At 49.4% G+C, this 19902-nt stretch carries 16 protein-coding genes; 10 read left to right on the top strand and 6 right to left on the bottom strand.

The window, feature by feature from the left end; all coding sequences use genetic code 11:
• Positions 1 to 1028: 1028 nt before the first annotated feature.
• Complete coding sequence (locus tag FC99_RS07480; protein ID WP_048734219.1) at positions 1029 to 1796, top strand: potassium channel family protein; 768 nt, start codon at positions 1029 to 1031, stop codon at positions 1794 to 1796.
• 437 nt (positions 1797 to 2233) lie between these two features.
• On the opposite strand, the gene FC99_RS07475 is transcribed toward FC99_RS07480, so the two are convergent.
• A complete protein-coding gene (locus tag FC99_RS07475) occupies positions 2234 to 2845 on the bottom strand; it encodes a hypothetical protein (protein ID WP_048734222.1) in 612 nt (203 codons plus the stop codon).
• A gap of 207 nt (positions 2846 to 3052) precedes the next feature.
• On the opposite strand from FC99_RS07475, the gene FC99_RS07470 reads away from it, so the two are divergent.
• Positions 3053 to 3919, top strand: coding sequence for an aldo/keto reductase (locus FC99_RS07470; RefSeq protein WP_048734224.1), 867 nt, complete (start codon positions 3053 to 3055; stop codon positions 3917 to 3919).
• A gap of 1 nt (position 3920) precedes the next feature.
• Here the strand turns inward: FC99_RS07470 and FC99_RS07465 are convergent, their stop codons facing one another.
• Entirely contained in the window at positions 3921 to 4310 is a 390-nt protein-coding gene (locus FC99_RS07465; RefSeq protein WP_048734226.1) for a hypothetical protein, read from the bottom strand.
• Between the two features lie 668 nt (positions 4311 to 4978).
• On the opposite strand from FC99_RS07465, the gene FC99_RS07460 reads away from it, so the two are divergent.
• Both FC99_RS07460 and nhaC read left to right on the top strand, forming a co-directional pair.
• Positions 4979 to 5515 (top strand): GNAT family N-acetyltransferase, encoded by a 537-nt coding sequence (locus tag FC99_RS07460; RefSeq protein WP_048734229.1) that lies wholly within the window; start codon positions 4979 to 4981, stop codon positions 5513 to 5515.
• Between the two features lie 445 nt (positions 5516 to 5960).
• Positions 5961 to 7400, top strand: coding sequence for a Na+/H+ antiporter NhaC (nhaC, locus tag FC99_RS07455; RefSeq protein ID WP_048734231.1), 1440 nt, complete (start codon positions 5961 to 5963; stop codon positions 7398 to 7400).
• A gap of 281 nt (positions 7401 to 7681) precedes the next feature.
• Here the strand turns inward: nhaC and FC99_RS07450 are convergent, their stop codons facing one another.
• On the bottom strand, positions 7682 to 8380 hold the full coding sequence (locus FC99_RS07450; RefSeq protein ID WP_082153224.1) for a metal-dependent transcriptional regulator: 699 nt from the start codon (positions 8378 to 8380) through the stop codon (positions 7682 to 7684).
• Between the two features lie 404 nt (positions 8381 to 8784).
• Between FC99_RS07450 and FC99_RS07445 the strand changes: the two genes are divergently transcribed.
• From FC99_RS07445 to FC99_RS07425, 5 genes are all read left to right on the top strand, one after another.
• Positions 8785 to 10368 (top strand): Nramp family divalent metal transporter, encoded by a 1584-nt coding sequence (locus FC99_RS07445; protein WP_048734232.1) that lies wholly within the window; start codon positions 8785 to 8787, stop codon positions 10366 to 10368.
• Positions 10369 to 10371: 3 nt separating this feature from the next.
• Positions 10372 to 10803, top strand: a complete 432-nt coding sequence (locus FC99_RS07440) for a universal stress protein (RefSeq protein WP_048734234.1) — start codon at positions 10372 to 10374, stop codon at positions 10801 to 10803.
• Positions 10804 to 10970: 167 nt separating this feature from the next.
• The gene (locus FC99_RS07435) at positions 10971 to 12554 is read left to right on the top strand and encodes an Nramp family divalent metal transporter (RefSeq protein ID WP_048734236.1); all 1584 of its coding nucleotides are present in this window, start codon (positions 10971 to 10973) and stop codon (positions 12552 to 12554) included.
• A 1-nt stretch (position 12555) separates the two neighbouring features.
• Entirely contained in the window at positions 12556 to 12990 is a 435-nt protein-coding gene (locus FC99_RS07430; protein ID WP_048734237.1) for a universal stress protein, read from the top strand.
• A 220-nt stretch (positions 12991 to 13210) separates the two neighbouring features.
• Positions 13211 to 13978, top strand: coding sequence for a CPBP family intramembrane glutamic endopeptidase (locus FC99_RS07425; protein ID WP_048734239.1), 768 nt, complete (start codon positions 13211 to 13213; stop codon positions 13976 to 13978).
• 130 nt (positions 13979 to 14108) lie between these two features.
• Here the strand turns inward: FC99_RS07425 and FC99_RS07420 are convergent, their stop codons facing one another.
• Positions 14109 to 15095: a GMP reductase gene (locus FC99_RS07420; protein WP_048734240.1), complete on the bottom strand. Its 987-nt coding sequence runs from the start codon at positions 15093 to 15095 to the stop codon at positions 14109 to 14111.
• 22 nt (positions 15096 to 15117) lie between these two features.
• A complete protein-coding gene (locus FC99_RS07415; protein ID WP_048734244.1) occupies positions 15118 to 16404 on the bottom strand; it encodes an adenylosuccinate synthase in 1287 nt (428 codons plus the stop codon).
• Positions 16405 to 16677: 273 nt separating this feature from the next.
• Here FC99_RS07415 and purB point away from each other — a divergent pair, with 273 nt between their 5' ends.
• Positions 16678 to 17973 carry an adenylosuccinate lyase gene (gene purB / locus FC99_RS07410; RefSeq protein ID WP_048734247.1) on the top strand — a complete coding sequence of 432 codons (1296 nt, stop codon included), beginning with the start codon at positions 16678 to 16680 and terminating at the stop codon, positions 17971 to 17973.
• A 1100-nt stretch (positions 17974 to 19073) separates the two neighbouring features.
• On the opposite strand, the gene FC99_RS07405 is transcribed toward purB, so the two are convergent.
• Positions 19074 to 19895: a serine hydrolase gene (locus FC99_RS07405; protein WP_235805886.1), complete on the bottom strand. Its 822-nt coding sequence runs from the start codon at positions 19893 to 19895 to the stop codon at positions 19074 to 19076.
• Positions 19896 to 19902 lie beyond the last annotated feature (7 nt).

Genomic DNA, 19902 nt, shown 5'->3' with positions numbered 1-19902 from the left:
AGAAGATGCTAGTTGCATAGGTCAGAAAAGTGTCTAACATTTTACTTGCACTTCAAGAACCCCGACTAACAGCATTATCACGGCTGGCTACATCCCTGGCTTCCTCCGGCTTACATTGATCTCAGATTATGAGACGAGAATTCAATCGGCAAGATGTAAAAGCGTAAGACTTCCTGGTTTGAATCACATTATTTGGATTCGTCATTAAAAACTTAGTTATAGAAAAGGCCGTGAACCCTTTTGGGACGTGGCCTTTTGGGCGTGGTTAGCGATTCAACTGGTAAATCTTACTAAAGACTAAAATTCGCAGATATTTCTGGTAATCTTTTTGAATTTGACTATATTAATAAGTAACTAAAGGTTGAAAGATGAAATACCTGTCTCGTCCCAATATCGGTAAGCATTCGCGCCACTAAATTAGTGCCAATTTGCCGCACTCCGGCTGACAGGGATTCCGCCTGCTGTGGGGACACTTCAGACTGGAAAATCACCAGTCTTCTCGCTCGCTTTGAAGCCACGAAGACCGCGTGTCTCCAAAGTCGCCCGTGCTGTAAGCTGGCTTCAGAAGCGCCAGCTAACACCACCTCCACGGCTGGCTGCATCCCTGTCATCCTCCGGCTCTGACTGTGCTTTACCACGACAATAGTCGGAAAACCTGGAGACTTAGCGTTTTTGGTCCAATCGATAGTGACTGTTACAGTCATTATCTCCATCGTCTACGCACACTGTGTAAGCCGAGAGGTCGGCAGATATGGGCTCAGGCGCGTCGTTCTGCTTGGTCGGCGTTTCTTGCCGGCTTAGCAGAAAACCAACCTTGTAGACTCGGCTCTTTCGAGGCTTCAAGTTGTGTTCGCACCGCTCCAGCCCATATCTGCCGGCCGGCAAGGCGAAGGACCCACCAGGTTGCCTAGTTTTAGCCCCACTATTGCTGCTAGAACGGGCCTGATTGGTGTTTTAGAACTTTCAACCTTTAGTAAGTAATTGATTGACGGGCACCATCTAAAAAAATAAGTTTTGGGGGCAGTAACATGCAAAACGAGCGAGTGCCACGTGCACTGGTCGGCTACCATTGGGGCGTGACATTATTAACGTTGGGGTCGGTCCTGAACGTGATTTTAATGCTGGTACACTTGGGCAGTCACCCGGTAGAAATGGCGATTTCAAACGGGTTACTCGCTGTATTTGTCGTGGACTATTTTGTGCGGTTGATCATCACTAAGGAACGCAAAACATTTTTGATTCAATCGGCCTTTGATTTACTGGGCATCATTCCACTACATCCAGTCTTTGCCTTCTTCCGGCTGGCCCGTTTAGCGCGCCTGATTCGGTTCCACCATGTTTTCTGGCGGCTGGGATTAGATGGCAAATGGACCAAGGCCTACCATCGTTTCATTTACCAAACGGGGTTCATCTACCTATTTTCAATCAGCGTGGCCATTATTGTGGTCAGTGCGTTCCTCTTTTCACTGACCGAAAAGCAAAATCTCGCCAACTCCTTATGGTGGGCGGTCACCACGGCAACAACGGTGGGGTACGGGGACGAGACGCCGCACACGGCCTTTGGTAAAATCATCGCCAGCGTCCTGATGTTCGGCGGAATTGGTTTTATTGGTTTACTGACCAGTACGATTACCGGTTTTATCACCAACCGGACAGAAAAGGCGGTTACGCCACAAGATACGCAGGAACAAGCTGACGTCCGCGAACTCTTGGCGAAAATTGACACGCTAACGGGTAAGGTTGACCAGCTACAGGAACAGGTCGAGCGGCTAGATAGGAAGTCGCCGAAACGGTAGTGTCATTGGAAACGAAGATTGGATAGTTGCCGATTTTGAGTCCATTGGTTGTCGACAGAGCGTGCCACGTGACAACCCAATGTGGGGGGAACATAGGACTTTGCCATAGATACTTATGTCAGTAGACTAACGTTAGAATTTTCGGTCCCCAAACGTAAGTTATGGCAACGATCAATCAGAGCCGGAGGAGGCTAGGGATGCAGCCAGCCGTGGAAATAGTGGTCGCTGTAAGCGACCACTATGGGCGACTTTTGAGACGCATGACCCACGCGGCTTAAAAGCGAGCGAGAGGACCGCTTCTCAGTCCGAAGCGTCCCCACAGCAGGCGAAATCCCTGGCAACCGGAGCGCGGCCATTCATAAGCAATGTAACCAATATGACGGCTAACAAAAAACGCTAACGTACAGCCAGAAGGGCCATACGTTAGCGTATAAGGGTTACCGGACAAACTGCAGGGTGTAGTTGCCCTGACCGTCCGAAGTGATGGTGTAGGTCGTGTAACCCGCAGCCAGCCACTGCTGTTTAGACGCTTGCGCCCAATTCTGTGCGTCGTTAACCGACGAGAAGGTGTGGGTGCTGGCAAACGTGCTATTTGCCGCGTTGTTCGGGTTATCGGCGGACGAACTGCTACTGGTGATGGCACTCTTTTTTGTTGGTGTCTTGTCCAGCAGTTTTTGTTCGCGGTCTTGAACGGCGTCATTGGATTCATCGTTAATGATATTTTGCAGCTTTTGTTTTTGCGTGACGGTGATCCCGTTGTCATCGTATTGACTAACTTTTTGCTTAAAACTATCGTAGGCAGCTTGTTCCGAGGCCGACGACGATTTGGCGACGACGGAAGCGCTGGTACTCGATGAGGCGGCAGTATTTGAAGCGGAATCGTTGTGATGCGTAATGGCTAAGACCAGCAAGATAGCGATGGCCAGCGTTAATAAGGTCATGATCCACGGCCACCAACGACGCGGCTTCTTTGGCTGCCGTCGAGTGGGTTGATCCCCCTGATTAAAGTTATACCGTTGTACGCGTGATTTTGGTTCTTGGTTGTTCAACTGAAAAACCTCCATGTCCAGAACGGTGTGAAAAAACAAGTTTGCCGCCAAGACGACAAACTACCACACTCTTCATAGTACCGCAAAACACTAGTAGAAGAAAATTTTAACACTGATTTCGACCATTTTTCAATCATTCGCACCGCGAAATTCGCTCGGATATTGTATGATAGAAGGTGAAACAAAGTTTGAAAGGTGGTTTTTATAGTGCACAATGATATTCCCGATTTACCATTAAACAATGGCAACCGGATTCCCCAATTAGGTCTCGGTGTGTTCCAAGTCGACAACGCTGAGGACACGAAGAACTCTATCAAATGGGCGTTGGCTGCAGGTTACCGCCACATTGATACCGCCGCATATTACGGCAATGAACAGTGGGTCGGCGAGGCCATCCGCGAAAGCACCGTTAAGCGTGAAGACATCTTCGTGACCTCCAAGCTCTGGAACGCTGTGCGGGGTTATGACGAAACCAAGGCGGCCTTCCAAGAAACTTTGGATAAGCTTGGTTTGGACTACCTTGACATGTACCTGATCCACTGGCCAGCACCCGGTTACCTCGAAAGCTGGCGGGCCATGGAAGACCTGTACAAGGAAGGTAAGATCAAGAACATCGGTGTCTCCAACTTCAATCAAAAGCAGATGGACGATGTCTTAGCCCATGGTACGGTTAAGCCCGTTGTCGACCAAATCGAAACGCACCCGTACTTCCAGCAAGACGAGATGCACGCTTACTTGGAAAGCAAGGGAATCTTGCATGAAGCTTGGAGTCCACTCGGTGGTGGCAACAACAATGCCCTTAGTGATCCCGTCATCAGCGAATTAGCAGCCGCCCATGATGTGAGTGCCGCTCAAATTATTTTACGCTGGCACGTTCAACGCGAAGAAATTGTGATTCCTAAGTCGATTCACGAGGCACGGGTTCAACAAAACCGCGACATCTTTGCCTTTGGCTTGGATGAAGACGAAATGAAGGCCATCGCTGCCCTCGACGCCGGCAAACGTGTGGGTCCTAATCCAGACGATGAGGCCTGGTTAAAGCAATCTCAAAGTTACACTAGCCGCAAGAAGTAATCTACCGATACGGCGCGATACCTTGTTCCTTTGCGCGGGGTTCCAACTGGTCAGTCAGCTGATTGACTACGGAAATCGGCACCTTCGCAAAGGGACTTAAAAAGTTTGGTCGATCCGGGTCGGGAACGTCCTGGGTCTCCTTTAAATGTGGGATTAGAGCAACTAGGTCTTCCTTATGAAGGCCTAGTTGTTTTGCGTAGTAGACCACTTCACGGTAGCTCACGTTCTTAAAGTAAAAGTAGTAGCACAGGCCAGCCATGGCAAAGTACCAGAAGATGGTCCACTCCAGCCCAATCTGACTGGGGTCTAGGAAGCCAATCACCACGGCGGCAATGACAAAGACCACGTAAATCGCAATTGAAATAGCGGCCCAACGCTGTTTATGCGTCAAATGAAGTCCCTCGATTCTGTAGTAAGGTTGTTACCAGTGTACGGGGTCCGGTGGGGTAAATTCAAGCGATTTCTTAAAATGGTCTAGCAATTTCTCGCAATCTCATTTCAGTCGTGTATAATAACACAGTATTCAGTATAGATTAGTGTAGATTGGTCGCACTGCGGCTGCCAGGGACTCCACCTGCTGTGGGGACGCTTCAGCCTGAGGGCGGGCTTCTCGCTCGATTTGAAGCCGCAAAATTCACGCGTCTTCAAATCGCCCATGGCCTAGGCTAGCAAGGGACGCCAGCCAATGCCATTATCACGGCTGGCTCCGTCCCTGGCCTCCTCCGGCTCTGATTGTGTTCGACAATAGCAATCATTAAAACGGCCTATCACCTGAGGCTTGTCGATAATTTTGGCAGCTATTTTTACAGCTATCAATGGACAACTAGGCCTGGTATAAAACTATCAGCGTTATGTTAGATTCAAAATAAGTCCCAATAGTTGTGAATATTTGTGGTATAAAGATTGTTGGCGAAATGGTTCGTGATCATCATTGGAATGACAGCTAATAGATAGTCGTCTAAGTAGACAATCAACTAATCATTTACCAGTAACAATGATCGTCCAGGCGGTCCATGAAGGTCAAGACAGTTAACGGTTTGAGAAATGAGAGGTAATGAAGTGAGTTTAAGTTTTGAAACGATTCAACGACCAGATTATTACCAAGTCGACACGCTAGTAACGGCGGCCTTTGCGCCCGTCGAGGAGAGTCGTGGCGCCGAGGTTCCCTTGATTCATGAGTTGCGGAAGACTTACGATTACCAACCTAGTTTGGAAGTCGTTGCGAAGCACACGGAGGCCGAAGTCGTTGGCCATGGGCTGTTAACGCCGGTCACGATTCGCGGTAACCGCCATACCACGACTGTTCTAGCCCTAGCGCCATTGGCCGTTGCGCCGGACTGGCAAGGCAAGGGTGTGGGGAGCGAACTGTTGAGTGAGTTAGAGACCCGCGCCCGGCTAGCTGGCTTTTCCGCTATCAGTGTCGTTGGCGACATGAACTTTTACGGTGCGCGGGGCTACGTGATGGCCGAAGACTTTGCCATCCATAATAGCCTGCCGATCCCGATGGGGAGTAACCTGATTAAACCCTTGACGCCTGGCGCTTTAGCCAACGTTGGTGGGATGATCGAATATCCCAGCGCCTTTCATGCCAATTAAATTTTTTGACCGTTAATTGCGTTTAGTGAATGGTGGCCAGTAACACCGTCGTGCCGGTGATTCTACGGAAGTATGGGCAGAGTAACCGAATAATAAAAATTAAATTAGAGGTTGACGGCATTTTCTCATCGTGCTATTATCAATGTCAATCGAATAACGAACGCTAAATTCCATTACCAAGTAGCGTGTCATCTGCGTGTCAGAAAGTCGGTGGTTGCTGCGAACCGATCAGGATGATGACGTCGAAATACAGTGGAACGTCCTGGTACGCCAGGCGGAGAATAACTAGAGCCGTTACCTTCTAGTGAGTGGAGTTACTGGGTCTAGAACCAGTGGCTCAAGCTGGGTGGTACCACGGTTTAAATCAAATCGTCCCTGTTGCAGAACATGCAACGGGGACGATTTTTTTCTACATAAATTTTGGCATAAAAGAGGAGCGATTCACATGAAAAATGAAGAGAAAGCGGTCAAGCCAGTTAAATTTGGCGAAGCAATTATTGTTTTACTGTTAATGCTAATTATTATGGGCACCGGGGTCATCAAGTTTGGGTTATCCCCAACTACGCCGGTCCTGTTGGTCATCGCGTTGGTCATTCTGTGGGCCAAGGTTCGCGGCGCCGACTGGGACACAATTCATGAAGGTATTATCGACGGTATCAAGACGGGGATCATTCCCATCTTTATCTTCCTGTTGATTGGGGCGTTGATCAGTGTCTGGATTGCCGCGGGTATCATTCCATCCATGATGGTCTTCGGGTTTCATTTGATCTCTGCCCAGTGGTTCGTGCCATCCGTCTTCCTGGTCTGCGCCATCGTCGGGACCTCCATCGGGAGTGCGTTCACCATCATCTCCACGATTGGGATTGCCTTATTCGGGATGGGGACCACGATGGGCTTCAACCCAGCCTTGGTCGCTGGGGCCATCATCTCCGGTGCCATCTTCGGCGACAAGACGTCACCATTGTCCGACTCGACCAACCTGGCATCTGCCATTGCTGAATCTGAATTATTTGCGCATATTAAAAACTTAATGTGGTCGACGATTCCGGCCTTCGTGGTCTCTCTCGTCCTCTACTTCATCCTGGGTACCGGCTCTTCCGATGCTAATGCCATGGGCAAAATCAACGCGACGGTCGCTACATTAAACGCCAACTTCTCCATTACTTGGTGGGCCGCCTTACCAATCATCGTGATGTTCGTCTGTGCTTGGCGGAAGATTCCAGCTATTGAAACGTTACTGTTAAACGTAGGGTTAGGGATCGTCATGCTCTTCATCGAAAAGCCTTCAACCTCGCTGAGCAGTGTCGCAACGATGATCGAATCTGGCTTCGTTTCCAAGACCGGTAACGGCAGCGTTGATGCCTTGCTGAGCCGTGGTGGGATCAGCGCCATGATGGCGACGGTCTCCCTGATCATCTTGACGTTAACGTTGGGTGGTTTGCTGATGAAATTTAACATTATCCAAACGGCCATGGTACCTTTGGCTAAGCGCCTTAAGGGCAATGGTTCCTTGGTCACCGCTGCCATTCTTTCCGGAATCGGCGTTAACATCTTCGTTGGGGAACAGTACCTCTCCGTTATCCTGCCGGGGAAAGCCTTCAAGCAAACCTTTAATGACAAAGGTCTCGACAACTTGGCCTTGAGCCGGGTCCTTGAAGATGGTGGGACTGTTATCAACTACTTGGTTCCTTGGGGGGTTGCGGCCGTCTTCGCTGCCAACACGTTGGGTGTATCGACGTTGGCATACCTGCCATTCTGTTTCTTCAGTCTCTTCTCGCCAGTCTTCTCCATTCTTAGTGGGTTCACTGGTGTGGGATTGAAGCGCCTGCCTTCTACGGACGACAACAGCGCCACTTCCGCTACTATGGCTGCTAACGGTCGTTAAAAAACAACGGTAGTGTGACATACGTGCTGGAAATGACCGCACTTCGGCTCTTAGGTTATGTGCGATGGCAACGGTCATTTAGGTCAAGCCGCCTGCCACTTATCAGGATAGCAGGGTGTCCGCCATGCTTCTTGTGGTCTGCCACTGAGCTTAAATTGACTATCAAAATAAATTTTTAATTTCTAAATTGAATAGAATCAAAAGGCGTCAATGAACGTTGTACCAACTGACTAGTGTGGGCTAGGATGGTACGAACGCTCATTGGCGCTTTTTGTGGATTTTTAGCTTTCACTGGTGATCTGGTTAGTGACGAGCGTCTTGGCAACTGGTGTTTCTGCTGGCGTTGTGTAGATGTAGTCAGCGGCACTTAGGTCGACCGTGATCTCACGTTGTTGCGCCGTTTCTAGGTAAATTAGGTTCAGAGCGGAATCGCGCTTACGGACGGTGAGGGTAACGCCGAGCGGCAGTTGGAGGTGCTGGAGGTAGTCGACGAGGCCGGGTGTCTCCAGATAACTATCTAGGGTGATGGTCGTAGGCGCGGGAACATCGCTTAGGCGGGTGATTGCCGTGTCATCCAGCATTTGAGTTGAATCGAGAGTGCCGCCAAATGGGCTTTGCTGGGGATGGTCCAGATAGTCGTTTAAGGCAATGGCCGTTTCTGGCGTCAGGTTGGCAGCGACGGCCCAGGCTTGGGCGGGGACTGCGTTTAAAGGCAGCCGTAGGTGTTCAGCTAAGAAGACTTCGCAAAGTCGATAGTTGTAGAGTAGCCGACAAGCGAGTCGTTCTCCTACTGCTGTGAGGGTTACGCCGGTATAGCGGTGTCGATCCACGAGACCCTTCTTCTGCAAGATACGGGTTGTTTCGGTAACGGTTGCCGGTGAGACGTTGGCGAAATGGATGATCTGCTTATTGCTGACGCGGGGGCGCGCAAAACTGCACTCCGCGATAATTTTAAGATAAGTATTTTGATGATTTAACACGTGACTCACTCCCCAAATAAATCTAGCTAGCGATGGTGAACCTGCTAGAAAACTTGTTAAAATTTAAGTTCCCCTAAAAATAATATTCAACGACTAAAATTCTAACCGACAATGGGAAATGTTGCAAATTTTTGTCAGTTAGTACTAAGAAACAAGGCCTTTTTAGTGACCAAAACGCCTAATTAGCGGTACTTATAAAAATAACTAAATAAATTTTAAGCCGGTATTTTACTTAAAAAGCGTTGGAAATAGTCACCGAGTTTCTGGGAATGAAACCGCATACAACCAGTAATAATTAATTAACTAATTTAGATTATAAAGTTAAGCGACCCTAAAAAAGATATTGAACTAATCAAATTTTGGGGTACAATTGGGCTTGTAGGAAACAGAAGGGGGTCTTGATTTTGAGTGATACACCGAAGAAACATAAACTCATTGAATACGCCAATGGGCGGTCGCTCGAAGAGATTAACGGTACCGTTAAAGTACCGAAGGGGAAAGGGTTCTGGAAAACGTTGTTCATGTATTCCGGGCCTGGTGCGTTGGTCGCAGTGGGGTACATGGATCCTGGTAACTGGTCAACGTCGATTACCGGTGGTCAAAATTTCCAATACTTATTGATGTCGATTATCTTGATTTCAAGTTTGATCGCGATGTTGCTGCAATACATGGCGGCTAAACTTGGTATCGTGAGCCAAATGGACTTAGCACAGGCGATTCGGGCCCGGACTAGTAAGTCACTAGGCATCGTGTTATGGATTTTAACTGAATTTGCTATTATGGCAACGGATATTGCCGAAGTTATTGGGGCGGCGATTGCGTTGTACCTCTTATTCCACATTCCGTTAGTCGTTGCCGTCTTCATTACGGTCTTAGATGTCCTGTTACTGTTACTGCTGACCAAGATCGGCTTCCGGAAGATCGAGGCCATCGTGGTTTGCCTGATTCTGGTCATCTTGGTGGTCTTTGCCTATGAAGTCGCCTTATCCAATCCCGATTGGGGTGGTGTCTTTGGTGGCTTAGTCCCAAGTATGAAGACTGTGGCTTCCACACCAAAGATTGGTGGTCAAACGCCAATCAGTGGGGCCTTAGGGATCATTGGGGCGACGGTCATGCCCCATAACCTGTACCTGCATTCAGCGATTTCGCAGACGCGGGAAATTGACCACAACGATGAAGAAGATGTCGCCCGGACGGTGAAGTTCACCAGCTGGGACTCCAACATCCAATTGACCTTAGCGTTCTTCGTTAACGCGCTGTTATTGATCATGGGGGTTGCCGTCTTCAAGAGTGGTTCCGTTAAGGATCCCTCGTTCTTCGGGTTGTTCCAAGCCTTATCCGATACCAGTACCATGAGTAATGGTGTGTTGGCCGGTGTTGCGCGGACTGGGGTACTCTCCACGTTGTTCGCGGTGGCGCTATTAGCTTCAGGGCAAAACTCGACGATTACCGGGACGTTAACGGGTCAGGTCATCATGGAAGGCTTCGTTCACATGCGGATGCCTTTGTGGTTACGGCGGTTAGTCACCCGACTGATTTCTGTGATTCCTGTGTTGATCTGTGTCATGCTGACCAGTGGTAAGAGTGCGCTGGACGAACATGAGGCGTTGAATGATTTGATGAACAACTCGCAAGTCTTCTTAGCGTTTGCCCTACCATTTTCCATGTTGCCGTTGTTGATGATGACGGATAGCAAGCTGGAAATGGGCAAGCGATTCAAGAACAGTCTGTGGATCAAGGTACTGGGCTGGATTTCGGTTCTTGCCCTGACCTACTTGAACCTGATCAACATGCCAGCGTCCATTCAAGGATTCTACGGTAGTGCGATCACGGCGAGCCAAACGGCAACTGCCAACGTGATTGCCTACATTCTAGACGCGGCAATTTTGGCCCTGCTAGCTTGGACAATTATTGAATTACGGCGAGGAAGTCAACGGGTTGCCGCAGCATTAGCAGCCGGTAAAGACGACCCTGCCAAGGAGGCGTAGACCATGGCTAAAACGTTTAAACGAATTCTAGTAGGGGTCGATGACTCGGCCGATGCTTTGCTGGCGTTTGACTATGCCATTCATCAAGCTAAACGGGATGCCGCGGAGCTGATCATTGTTTCCGTCTTGGAACACGATGACATGAATGTCTATCAGGCATTGGATAGCGATTACGTCCACGGGGAACGTGATGAGCTGAAGGAACACGTCCAACGTTATCAGCAACAGGCTGAGGACGCCGGCGTTGCCAATGCGCGAATGGTCATTGCAGAAGGCGAACCGGGGGAGACCATTGTTAAGAATGTGATTCCACACGTGCAACCGGACCTGTTAGTGATTGGGTCGATTGCCAAGAAGGGCGTTAGTCGCTACTTCGGGAGTCAAGCGGCGTACATGGCGAAGTACGCACCAATTTCCGTCATGGTCGTCAGATAGTCAAGTAAACTTTCCCAAGCCGGAAGTGTCGTGAATGCGACACGGCCGGCTTTTTTGTTGAGTTTAAGTTAACGCTTACATATTTATTTTTAGGGATGATTAAAAAAAGTGCCCCTAACGCTGATTTTGCCGTACACTTGGCCTAATCCTAAAGGGAGGGGAGTAGCATGGAAAAGAAGCATAAGTTGATTGAATATGCCAACGGTCGGTCGTTGGAAGAGATCAACGGGACGGTCAAGGTACCCAAGGATATTGGGTTCTGGCGGACACTATTTGCCTACTCAGGGCCTGGTGCGTTGGTCGCAGTGGGGTACATGGATCCCGGCAACTGGTCAACGTCGATCACCGGTGGGCAGAACTTCCAGTACCTGTTGATGTCTGTCATCTTGATGTCAAGTTTGATTGCGATGTTGTTGCAATACATGGCAGCTAAACTTGGCATCGTGAGTCAGATGGATCTGGCCCAAGCGATTCGTGCGCGGACTAGCAAGTCACTGGGGATCGTCTTATGGCTGTTGACCGAATTGGCCATTATGGCGACCGATATCGCCGAAGTCATTGGGGCAGCGATTGCGCTATACCTGCTGTTTCACATTCCGTTAGTCATTGCGGTGTTCATCACGGTTTTCGATGTGTTACTGCTCTTATTACTCACCAAGGTTGGCTTTCGGAAGATTGAAGCTATCGTTGTTTGCCTGATTATGGTTATTCTGTTTGTCTTCGTTTACCAAGTAGCCCTGTCCAATCCCGATTGGGGCGGCGTGTTCCGGGGCCTGATTCCAACGGGGAAGACCTTCTCCACTGGGACCAGCGTTGCGGGGATGACGCCGTTAAATGGTGCGCTGGGGATCATTGGGGCGACTGTGATGCCGCACAACTTGTATCTTCACTCGGCGATTGCCCAAACGCGGTCGATTGACCATAACGATCAGGAAGACGTGGCCCGGACGGTCAAATTTGCCGGCTTGGATTCCAACATTCAACTGACCTTTGCCTTCTTCGTAAACGCATTACTGTTGATCATGGGGGTGGCCGTCTTCAAGACTGGCGCCGTCAAGGACCCTTCATTCTTCGGCCTGTTCCAGGCATTATCTAACACGTCGACGATGAGCAATGGCCTGCTGAGCAGTGTGGCGCGGACCGGGATTCTTTCCACGTTGTTTGCGGTGGCCTTACTCGCTTCGGGCCAAAACTCGACGATTACCGGGACGCTGTCCGGACAAGTTGTCATGGAAGGATTCGTTCACTTGCGGATGCCATTATGGTTGCGGCGTCTGGTTACCCGGGTGTTGTCCGTCATTCCCGTGCTGGTCTGCGTGATGTTGACTAGCGGCAAGAGTGCCATTGACGAACACGTTGCCTTGAATGATTTGATGAACAACTCGCAAGTCTTTCTCGCGTTTGCCCTACCATTTTCCATGTTGCCACTGTTGATGATGACCGACAGCAAGCTGGAGATGGGCGACCGGTTCAAGAACTCCTGGTGGCTCAAGATCCTAGGCTGGATCTCTGTGATTGCGCTGACCGGGTTGAACCTTGAGGGGATGCCGGAACAAGTTCAAGGTTTCTTCGGGAGTAACGTGACTGGGGCCAAATTAGCACTGGCCAATGATATTGCTTACGTGTTGATCTTTGCGGTCTTGGCGCTACTGGCGTGGACGATTGTTGAATTACACCGTGGCAACAAGCGGTTAGCGATTGCTCGGGCCGCCGAAGCCAAGGCAGCGGAAACGACGGAAGGAGGTCGCTAAGATGACGACCACAACATTTAAACGGATTCTGGTCGGGGTCGACGATTCGGTCGATGCGCTGTTGGCGTTTGATTACGCCATCGAGCAAGCCAAGCGCGACGATGCCGAGTTGGTCATCGTCTCCGTGTTGGAGAATGCGGCGATGAACGTCTATCAGGTGATGAACACGGATTTTGTTCACGGCGAATACGATGATTTGGCCGCACACGTTCAAACGTATCAGGAAAAGGCCCAAGCGGCTGGCGTGGAACACGTCCGGACGATTGTGACCGAGGGCGAACCCGGTGAAACTATCGTGAAGGATGTGATCCCAGAGGTTCATCCGGATCTGTTGGTGGTGGGGTCGCTCGCCAAAAAAGGCGTCAGTCGGCACTTCGGCAGTCAAGCCGCTTACATGGCCAAGTATGCGCCCATCTCGGTATTGGTCGTTCGGTGAGGCTGAAAAGAAGCCAGAAGTCGAAAAATTTGTTACTATATAAAGTGACCTGTATGTCATGTGAAAAAATGGAAAAGTCGGCTGAGTGATTGGCCGGCTTTTTCTGTTGGGCTATGGCGTAGCGCGGTCCGCAAAGAAACTTTGCCCCATAAACTAGCGCGGAGACAGGCAGTTTAGCGGTATACTGAATTCATGTCGAACATACGAAGGGGTAGTTTTCGTGGATTTAAATAGGGGAAAGCAACAGCCAGTCTACTACTTGGTGGTTGCGTGGATTGTGGCGTTGGCTGTGATGAATAGTGTGGGGACACTGTTTGAACGGCTAAGATTTTCGATTACCATATCGGCACTCTTAGAAGAGGTTACGGTATTATTGGCACTTTGGCTACTGAATCACTACTGGCTAAAGGTCCATATTCAGTGGCGAACAGACCTGCCATTTAGCGCGCAACTCAGGGTCAATGCGTTTTCGTTATTTTTAGTCGTGTTCTTATTGGCGGCCTTAGAAACACAGTTGGCACACGGGAAAAGCGTGAAGCATGTGCTGGTGATGGCTGTAGTGGCCCTATTGGTGGCTATTTTTGAAGAATCTCTCTTCCGGGGAATCCTGCTGGTTGGGTTTCTCCAACGGCTTGGTCGGGGAAATTCTGTATGGCTGGCAGTTTTACTGAGTAGCACGTTGTTTGCGGTGAGCCATTTGATTAATTTATCGCATCAGTCGGTTTCACTCACCATTAGCCAGGTGTTGATGGCGTTCGGTTTTGGTCTCCTGCAAAGCGCGACTTATTTGCGTTCGGGAAGCTTGATTTGGCCAATTCTGTTGCATTTTACGTTTGACACGCAGGTACTGGCTCGAAGTGGACTCATATCCAAGGGAAATATCCCCGCTTGGAGTGGGCTGATTCCGTTGGTCATTTACGGCACGGTCGCCCTAATTTTGCTACGGCGTTCGAAACGCGCTGAAGTTGTGGAACGGTTTAGAATTTAAGTCCTCTTTGGGTAGAGCAACAAGGTGTCACTTGAAATTTAAACAGGGAGTTGTGATCCCGAGCTTAAATGCACAAAAACACGCAGACCTTGTATTTGAAAGTCTGCGTGTTTCTTTGTGTCTAAGCTGTTTAGTAACTATCACCATTCATAATGGAGCTCTTCACGATGACGTAATCCACCGTGCGAATGTCCATCAGGTTGCGACCACCCGCGTACGAAATGGAGGATTGTAAATCTTCTTCCATGGCGTTTAGCGTGTTAGCGATGTCGCCGCGGTAAGGAACCAGCATCTGCTTACCCTCAACGTTACGGTAGGCGCCCTTTTGCTTTTCGGAGGCAGATCCCCAGTACTGCTTGAAGGTCCGCCCGTCGATAGTCAACAGACTACCAGGGGATTGTTCGTGGCCAGCTAACATGGAGCCAATCATGACCATGGTCGCACCAAAACGAATCGATTTAGCAATGTCGCCGTTATAGCGAATCCCACCATCAGCGATGATTGGTTTCCGGGCCGCCTTGGCGCAGAGGCGTACGGCAGCGAGTTGCCAGCCACCGGTCCCGAAACCAGTCTTGAGCTTGGTGATGCAGGCCTTACCTGGGCCGATACCGACCTTGGTGGCGTCCGCACCAGCATTTTCCAGTTCACGAACGGCTTCGGGTGTTCCGACGTTACCGGCAATGACGAAACTATCCGGTAATTTTTCTTTGATCTGCTTGATCATCCGAATCACGGCGTCGCTATGGCCGTGAGCAATATCAATGGTAATGTATTCCGGAACCAGGTTGGCGGCCGCGAGTTCATCGATGAAGGCGTGTTCGTCAGCCTTGACGCCAACGCTAATGGAAGCAAAGAGTGACTTCTCGTGCATCCGTTCGATGAAGCCCCGGCGTTCTTCGGGTTGGAAACGGTGCATCACGTAGAAATAGTCGCGCTTGGCCAGCCAAATGGCTAACGGTTCGTTGATGACGGTTTCCATGTTGGCGGGAACCACGGGAATCTTGAAGCGGTGGGGGCCAAATTGAACACTGGTATCGGCCTCACTCCGGCTTTCAATCACACATTTGTTAGGAATCAGTTGAATATCTTCGTAGTCAAATACTTCAGCAGGATGCATGGACAGTCACTCCTTATTAAGGTTAGGCGTTCCAGACGTCGTGTAAAATGTTCGTCTGTTCGCGGTCGGGGCCGACGGAAAGCGTGGCGATTTCCACACCAACCAGTTCGGCTAGGCGTTTTACATAATTTTGGGCGTTAACGGGTAATTCTTCGACGGAATGGCAGTGGGTAATGTCTTCCGTCCAGCCTGGCAGCTCGTCGTAAACGGGATGGCAGGCGTCCAGGTCGACCAGGCTAGCGGGGTAATGGTAAATGGTCTCGCCGTTTAGTTCGTAGGCCTTGCAGATCTTAACGGTCTTCAAGCCAGTCAGAACGTCTAAACAGTTCAGCGAGAGGCTCGTCAGTCCAGAAACCCGTTTGGCATGGCGAAGAACGACACTGTCAAACCAGCCGATTCGGCGAGGACGCTTGGTTACCGTGCCGTATTCGTGGCCGGTTTCGCGAATCGTGTCACCGATTTCGTCAAAGAGTTCGGTTGGGAATGGGCCATCGCCGACCCGTGATGTGTAGGCCTTGCAGACGCCGACAACGTGGTCGATCTTAGTTGGGCCAACGCCGGCACCGATGGTCACACCACCAGCGACGGGGTTAGAAGACGTGACGAAGGGGTAAGTCCCGTGGTCGATGTCGAGCATGACGCCTTGGGCACCTTCGAACAGCACGTTCTTACCGGCATCGATGGCGTCATTGATGACAACGGATGTGTCGGTCACGTGGCCCTTGATCCGTTGACCAAGCGCATAGTATTCATTGAAAATCGTGTCAAAATCGAGTGGTTCTACATTATATAGTTTGGTTAAAACGTTATTCTTTTCAATTAAGTTTTGGCGGAGCTTGTCGGCAAAGATGTCGTGGTCGAGCAAATCGGCGATTCGAATCCCGATTCGTTCGGCTTTGTCCATGTAGGCCGGTCCAATACCCTTGTTCGTGGTCCCAATCTTGTTTTCCTTAGCCTTTTCTTGGGCTTGATCTAATAAGATATGGTAGGGCAGAATCACGTGGGCTCGGTCGGAGATCCGTAAGTTATCCGTGGAGACGCCGTTATCGTGGAGGTAAGTTAGTTCTTCAATCAAGGACTTCGGGTTCACAACGACCCCGTTACCGATCACACTCAGCTTGTCGGCATAAAAGATACCGGACGGAATCAGCCGCAATTTAAACGTTTGACCATTGAAGACAATGGTATGGCCAGCGTTGTCACCACCTTGGTAGCGGGCAATGACATCAGCCTTCTCACTTAGAAAATCCGTGATCTTTCCTTTACCTTCATCGCCCCATTGACTACCAACTACTACTGTTGATGACATCGCAAACACCTCATCGTTATTTTTTACTAGGCCGAACACCCAGCAAGAATCATTGTATCAAGTTCGGGAATAGAAATCAACTGAAAAGCGAACTATTTTTTAAATTATGTTAATTATTGTTCTTTTTAATGTTGCCCCACAACTAATAAATCCCGTGATAACGCGGAAATGACTAGTAAAATTAGGATAATCTATGTTATGATAAATACCGAAGCAATTCCGAAATATTAAAATAATGTTCGTGTTTTACTGACTTTCAAGGAGGAAATCGCCATGTTAGAACGCTATACCCGACCGGAGATGGGCCAGATTTGGTCATTAGAGAATCAATACCAATCTTGGCTAGCTGTGGAAATCGCTATTGATGAAGCTTGGGCCAAATTAGGAGAGGTTCCCGCCGAAGATGCGGCTAAGATTCGGGCTAACGCCACCTTTGATGTTGATCGGATCGCCGAAATCGAGGCGGTGACCCACCATGACATGGTCGCCTTCACGCGTAACGTGTCCGAATCATTAGGGGCCGAACGGAAGTGGATTCACTTTGGCGTGACCAGTACCGATGTCGTGGATACGGCGCAAGGATACCGGTTGAAGCAGGCTAACGCGGTTCTGCGGACGGACTTGGAAACCTTGATTGCGACCCTGAGAAAAATGGCGCTTCAATATAAGGACACGGTGATGATTGGGCGGACGCATGGTGTCCAGGCCGAACCGACGACTTTTGGTCTAAAAATGGCGCGGTTCTATGCGGAAATGCAACGCAACCTCGATCGCTTTGACCGGGCCGCTGCCGAAGTGGAAACGGGAAAAATCAGTGGCGCCGTGGGGACCTTTGCCAACGTGCCGCCAGAGGTAGAAGCGTTTGTCTGTGATCAGTTGGGTATCAGCGCTCAGCCAATCGCCACGCAAGTCTTGCCACGCGATCTCCATGCCGACTACATTTCAACGTTGGCTTTGATTGCGACCAGCGTGGAAAACATCGCCACGGAGATTCGTGGCCTGCAACGCTCGGAAATTCATGAAGTCGAAGAACATTTCAATCCCGGTCAAAAGGGGTCGTCGGCAATGCCCCATAAGCGTAATCCGATTGGGTCGGAAAACGTGACCGGTTTGGCCCGCGTCTTGCGGGGCACCATGGTCACGGCGTACGAAGACGTCAGCCTGTGGCATGAACGCGACATTTCCCATTCATCGGCTGAACGGATGATTTTACCGGAAGATACGATGCTATTGGATTACATGCTGAACCGAATCAACCGAATCTTGACGAACCTGGATGTGTTTCCGGAAACGATGAAGACCAACATGAACCGGACGTACGGCTTGATTTATAGCCAACGCCTCTTGTTGAAGTTGATTGAAACGGGCCTTAGTCGTGAAGATGCTTATGATTTGGTGCAACCATTGACGGCTCAGGCGTGGGATCAACAGGTTCAATTCCGACCGTTGGTGGAAGCCAATGCCGAGATTACAAGTCGCTTGACGCCAGACCAGATTGCGGATGCGTTCGACTACCATTACCATTTACGGCGGGTGGACTTTATCTTTAAACGGTTAGGGTTGATTTAACGCGATATGGTGTGAGTACTAGGCAACCTAGTATTTCCTTCGCCTTGCCGGTTGCCAGATATGGGCTGGAACGGTGCGAACGCAACTTGAAGCCTCGAAAATCACGAGTCTACAAGGTTGGTTTTCTGCTAAGCTGGCGGGAAAGTCACCACCAACTAAGCAGAACGACGCGCCTGAGCCCATATCTGGCAACCTCTCGGCTTACACAGTAGTCTTCTGTCAACTAGGAGGATGAGTGTAAAAATTGTTATCGAGTGAACGGTATACTTTAAAGTAGGTGAGTTTTTCAATGGTTGTCATGGTAGAGTACAATCAGAGCCGGAGGAGGACAGGGATGTAGCCAGCCGTGGAGGTGGCGTTAGCTGGTGATTTTTCCAGCTTACACCACGGGCGACTTTGAAGACACGTGTTTTTCGTGGCTTCAAATCGAGTCGGAGGACCGTCCCTCAGTCCGGAGCGTCCCCACAGCAGGCGGAATCCCTGGCAGCCGTAGTGCGGTCAAGTTACACTAATTTGGCAATATCAGTCCTTATTAATACAATTGCAATGTCAGCTTTAACTAGCATTTGAATTTAGGATAGAATAAAAAAATCGCGCGACTCTCGGGGAGGAGAGCAGCGCGATTTTTATCATGAGGAGTGAATTCACATAGGGGGTGTGAATTCGTTGTTAGAGGAGTAGTTAGGCTTGAGGGAACCTAACTAGGGAATGATTCTCTTAGGGGGAGAGAATCTAAAAGGGATTGGATATAGAATTTGAGTAGTAACAGTTATTGGCTAATTACTATGATTACTACTATACCCGGAGATTGTGACCAGAAAAGGGCTAAAGTTGTGATGACTTTGCGACAAATTGTTAAGGGAAATCTAAATGTGTGAAGATTTCTGGGATTTCAGGTCAGGTTAAGATTGGGCGTGTACGGGTGAGCTTGGTGGTGGAATGCTGATGTGACGCCATTTGTAGCGATTGCCTTGCGGGGAAATATTGGGTAAATCGACTGAAAATCATGTACTGTGCAGGAGGAAAATCCTATCCTACAAACCTAATCAGAATCTAAAAAAATCGCAGGTACAGTAATTGAACTGGACCTGCGATTTTTATTAGTGATGCCGATTAAAGTAAGTGACGACATCACGGCCTAAACGATTCATGCCACGATATTGTTGATACTGATGACCACTCTGAGCCAAGACAACGATGGAGTAGACGCCATGTTTGGTTTTAAACAGGGCACAATCATTCTGGACCCCCTTGGCTGGGTACTCACCAGTCTTGTTGTAGACAGTGGCTTGCTTGACCAGATGCGGTAATTTACTGTGATTACGGCATCCCTTTAGTAGTTTGAGCATCTTTTGATCGTATTTTTCCCCTAGCAAGCGATGCTGATAGACACGTGTCAGAAAAGTGGTCAAATCTTGAACTGACGTATAGTTGTCGTGTCCTTCACGTAGAGCCCGCGTATCCAACAGATGGCGATTTAACGTCGTTTGTTTGAAACCATATGTTTTGATTGTTCGGTTGACGTGCTTCATCCCACCGGCACGCTTAATCAAGCGGTTAGCGGCGTTATTATCTGAATTGTGAATCATCAGTTTTAAGTCGCGTTGGTCCTGTGAGGTAACCTTGAGCTTTTTCAATTGTGCCCGCTGAAAAATGGTCAACATGATATAGACCTTAATTGTACTTGCGGCACGTTGACGTTTAATTTTGGCGTTACCGGTTTGAACGCTGATGGGTGATTGGCCTAATCGCGTAATTTTGACGGACCAGCGGCCGCCCATTGGTTTGAGATCCCGTTTAGCAATCTTTTTAATGGCTGTTTGTTCATGCGTAATGCTAGTGGCCTGAGCTGAAGTTGGCGATAAACCGAAACCAACGAGAGCGATAAAAATTGCTAAAAGAACTGGTCTAAACTTGTTCACTCTAATT

The sequence above is a fragment of the Levilactobacillus koreensis JCM 16448 genome, from assembly GCF_001435525.1.
GTDB lineage: Bacteria > Bacillota > Bacilli > Lactobacillales > Lactobacillaceae > Levilactobacillus > Levilactobacillus koreensis.
The sequence above is the reverse complement of the archived record's forward strand: the minus strand, read 5'-3'. Positions and strand labels throughout refer to the sequence as shown.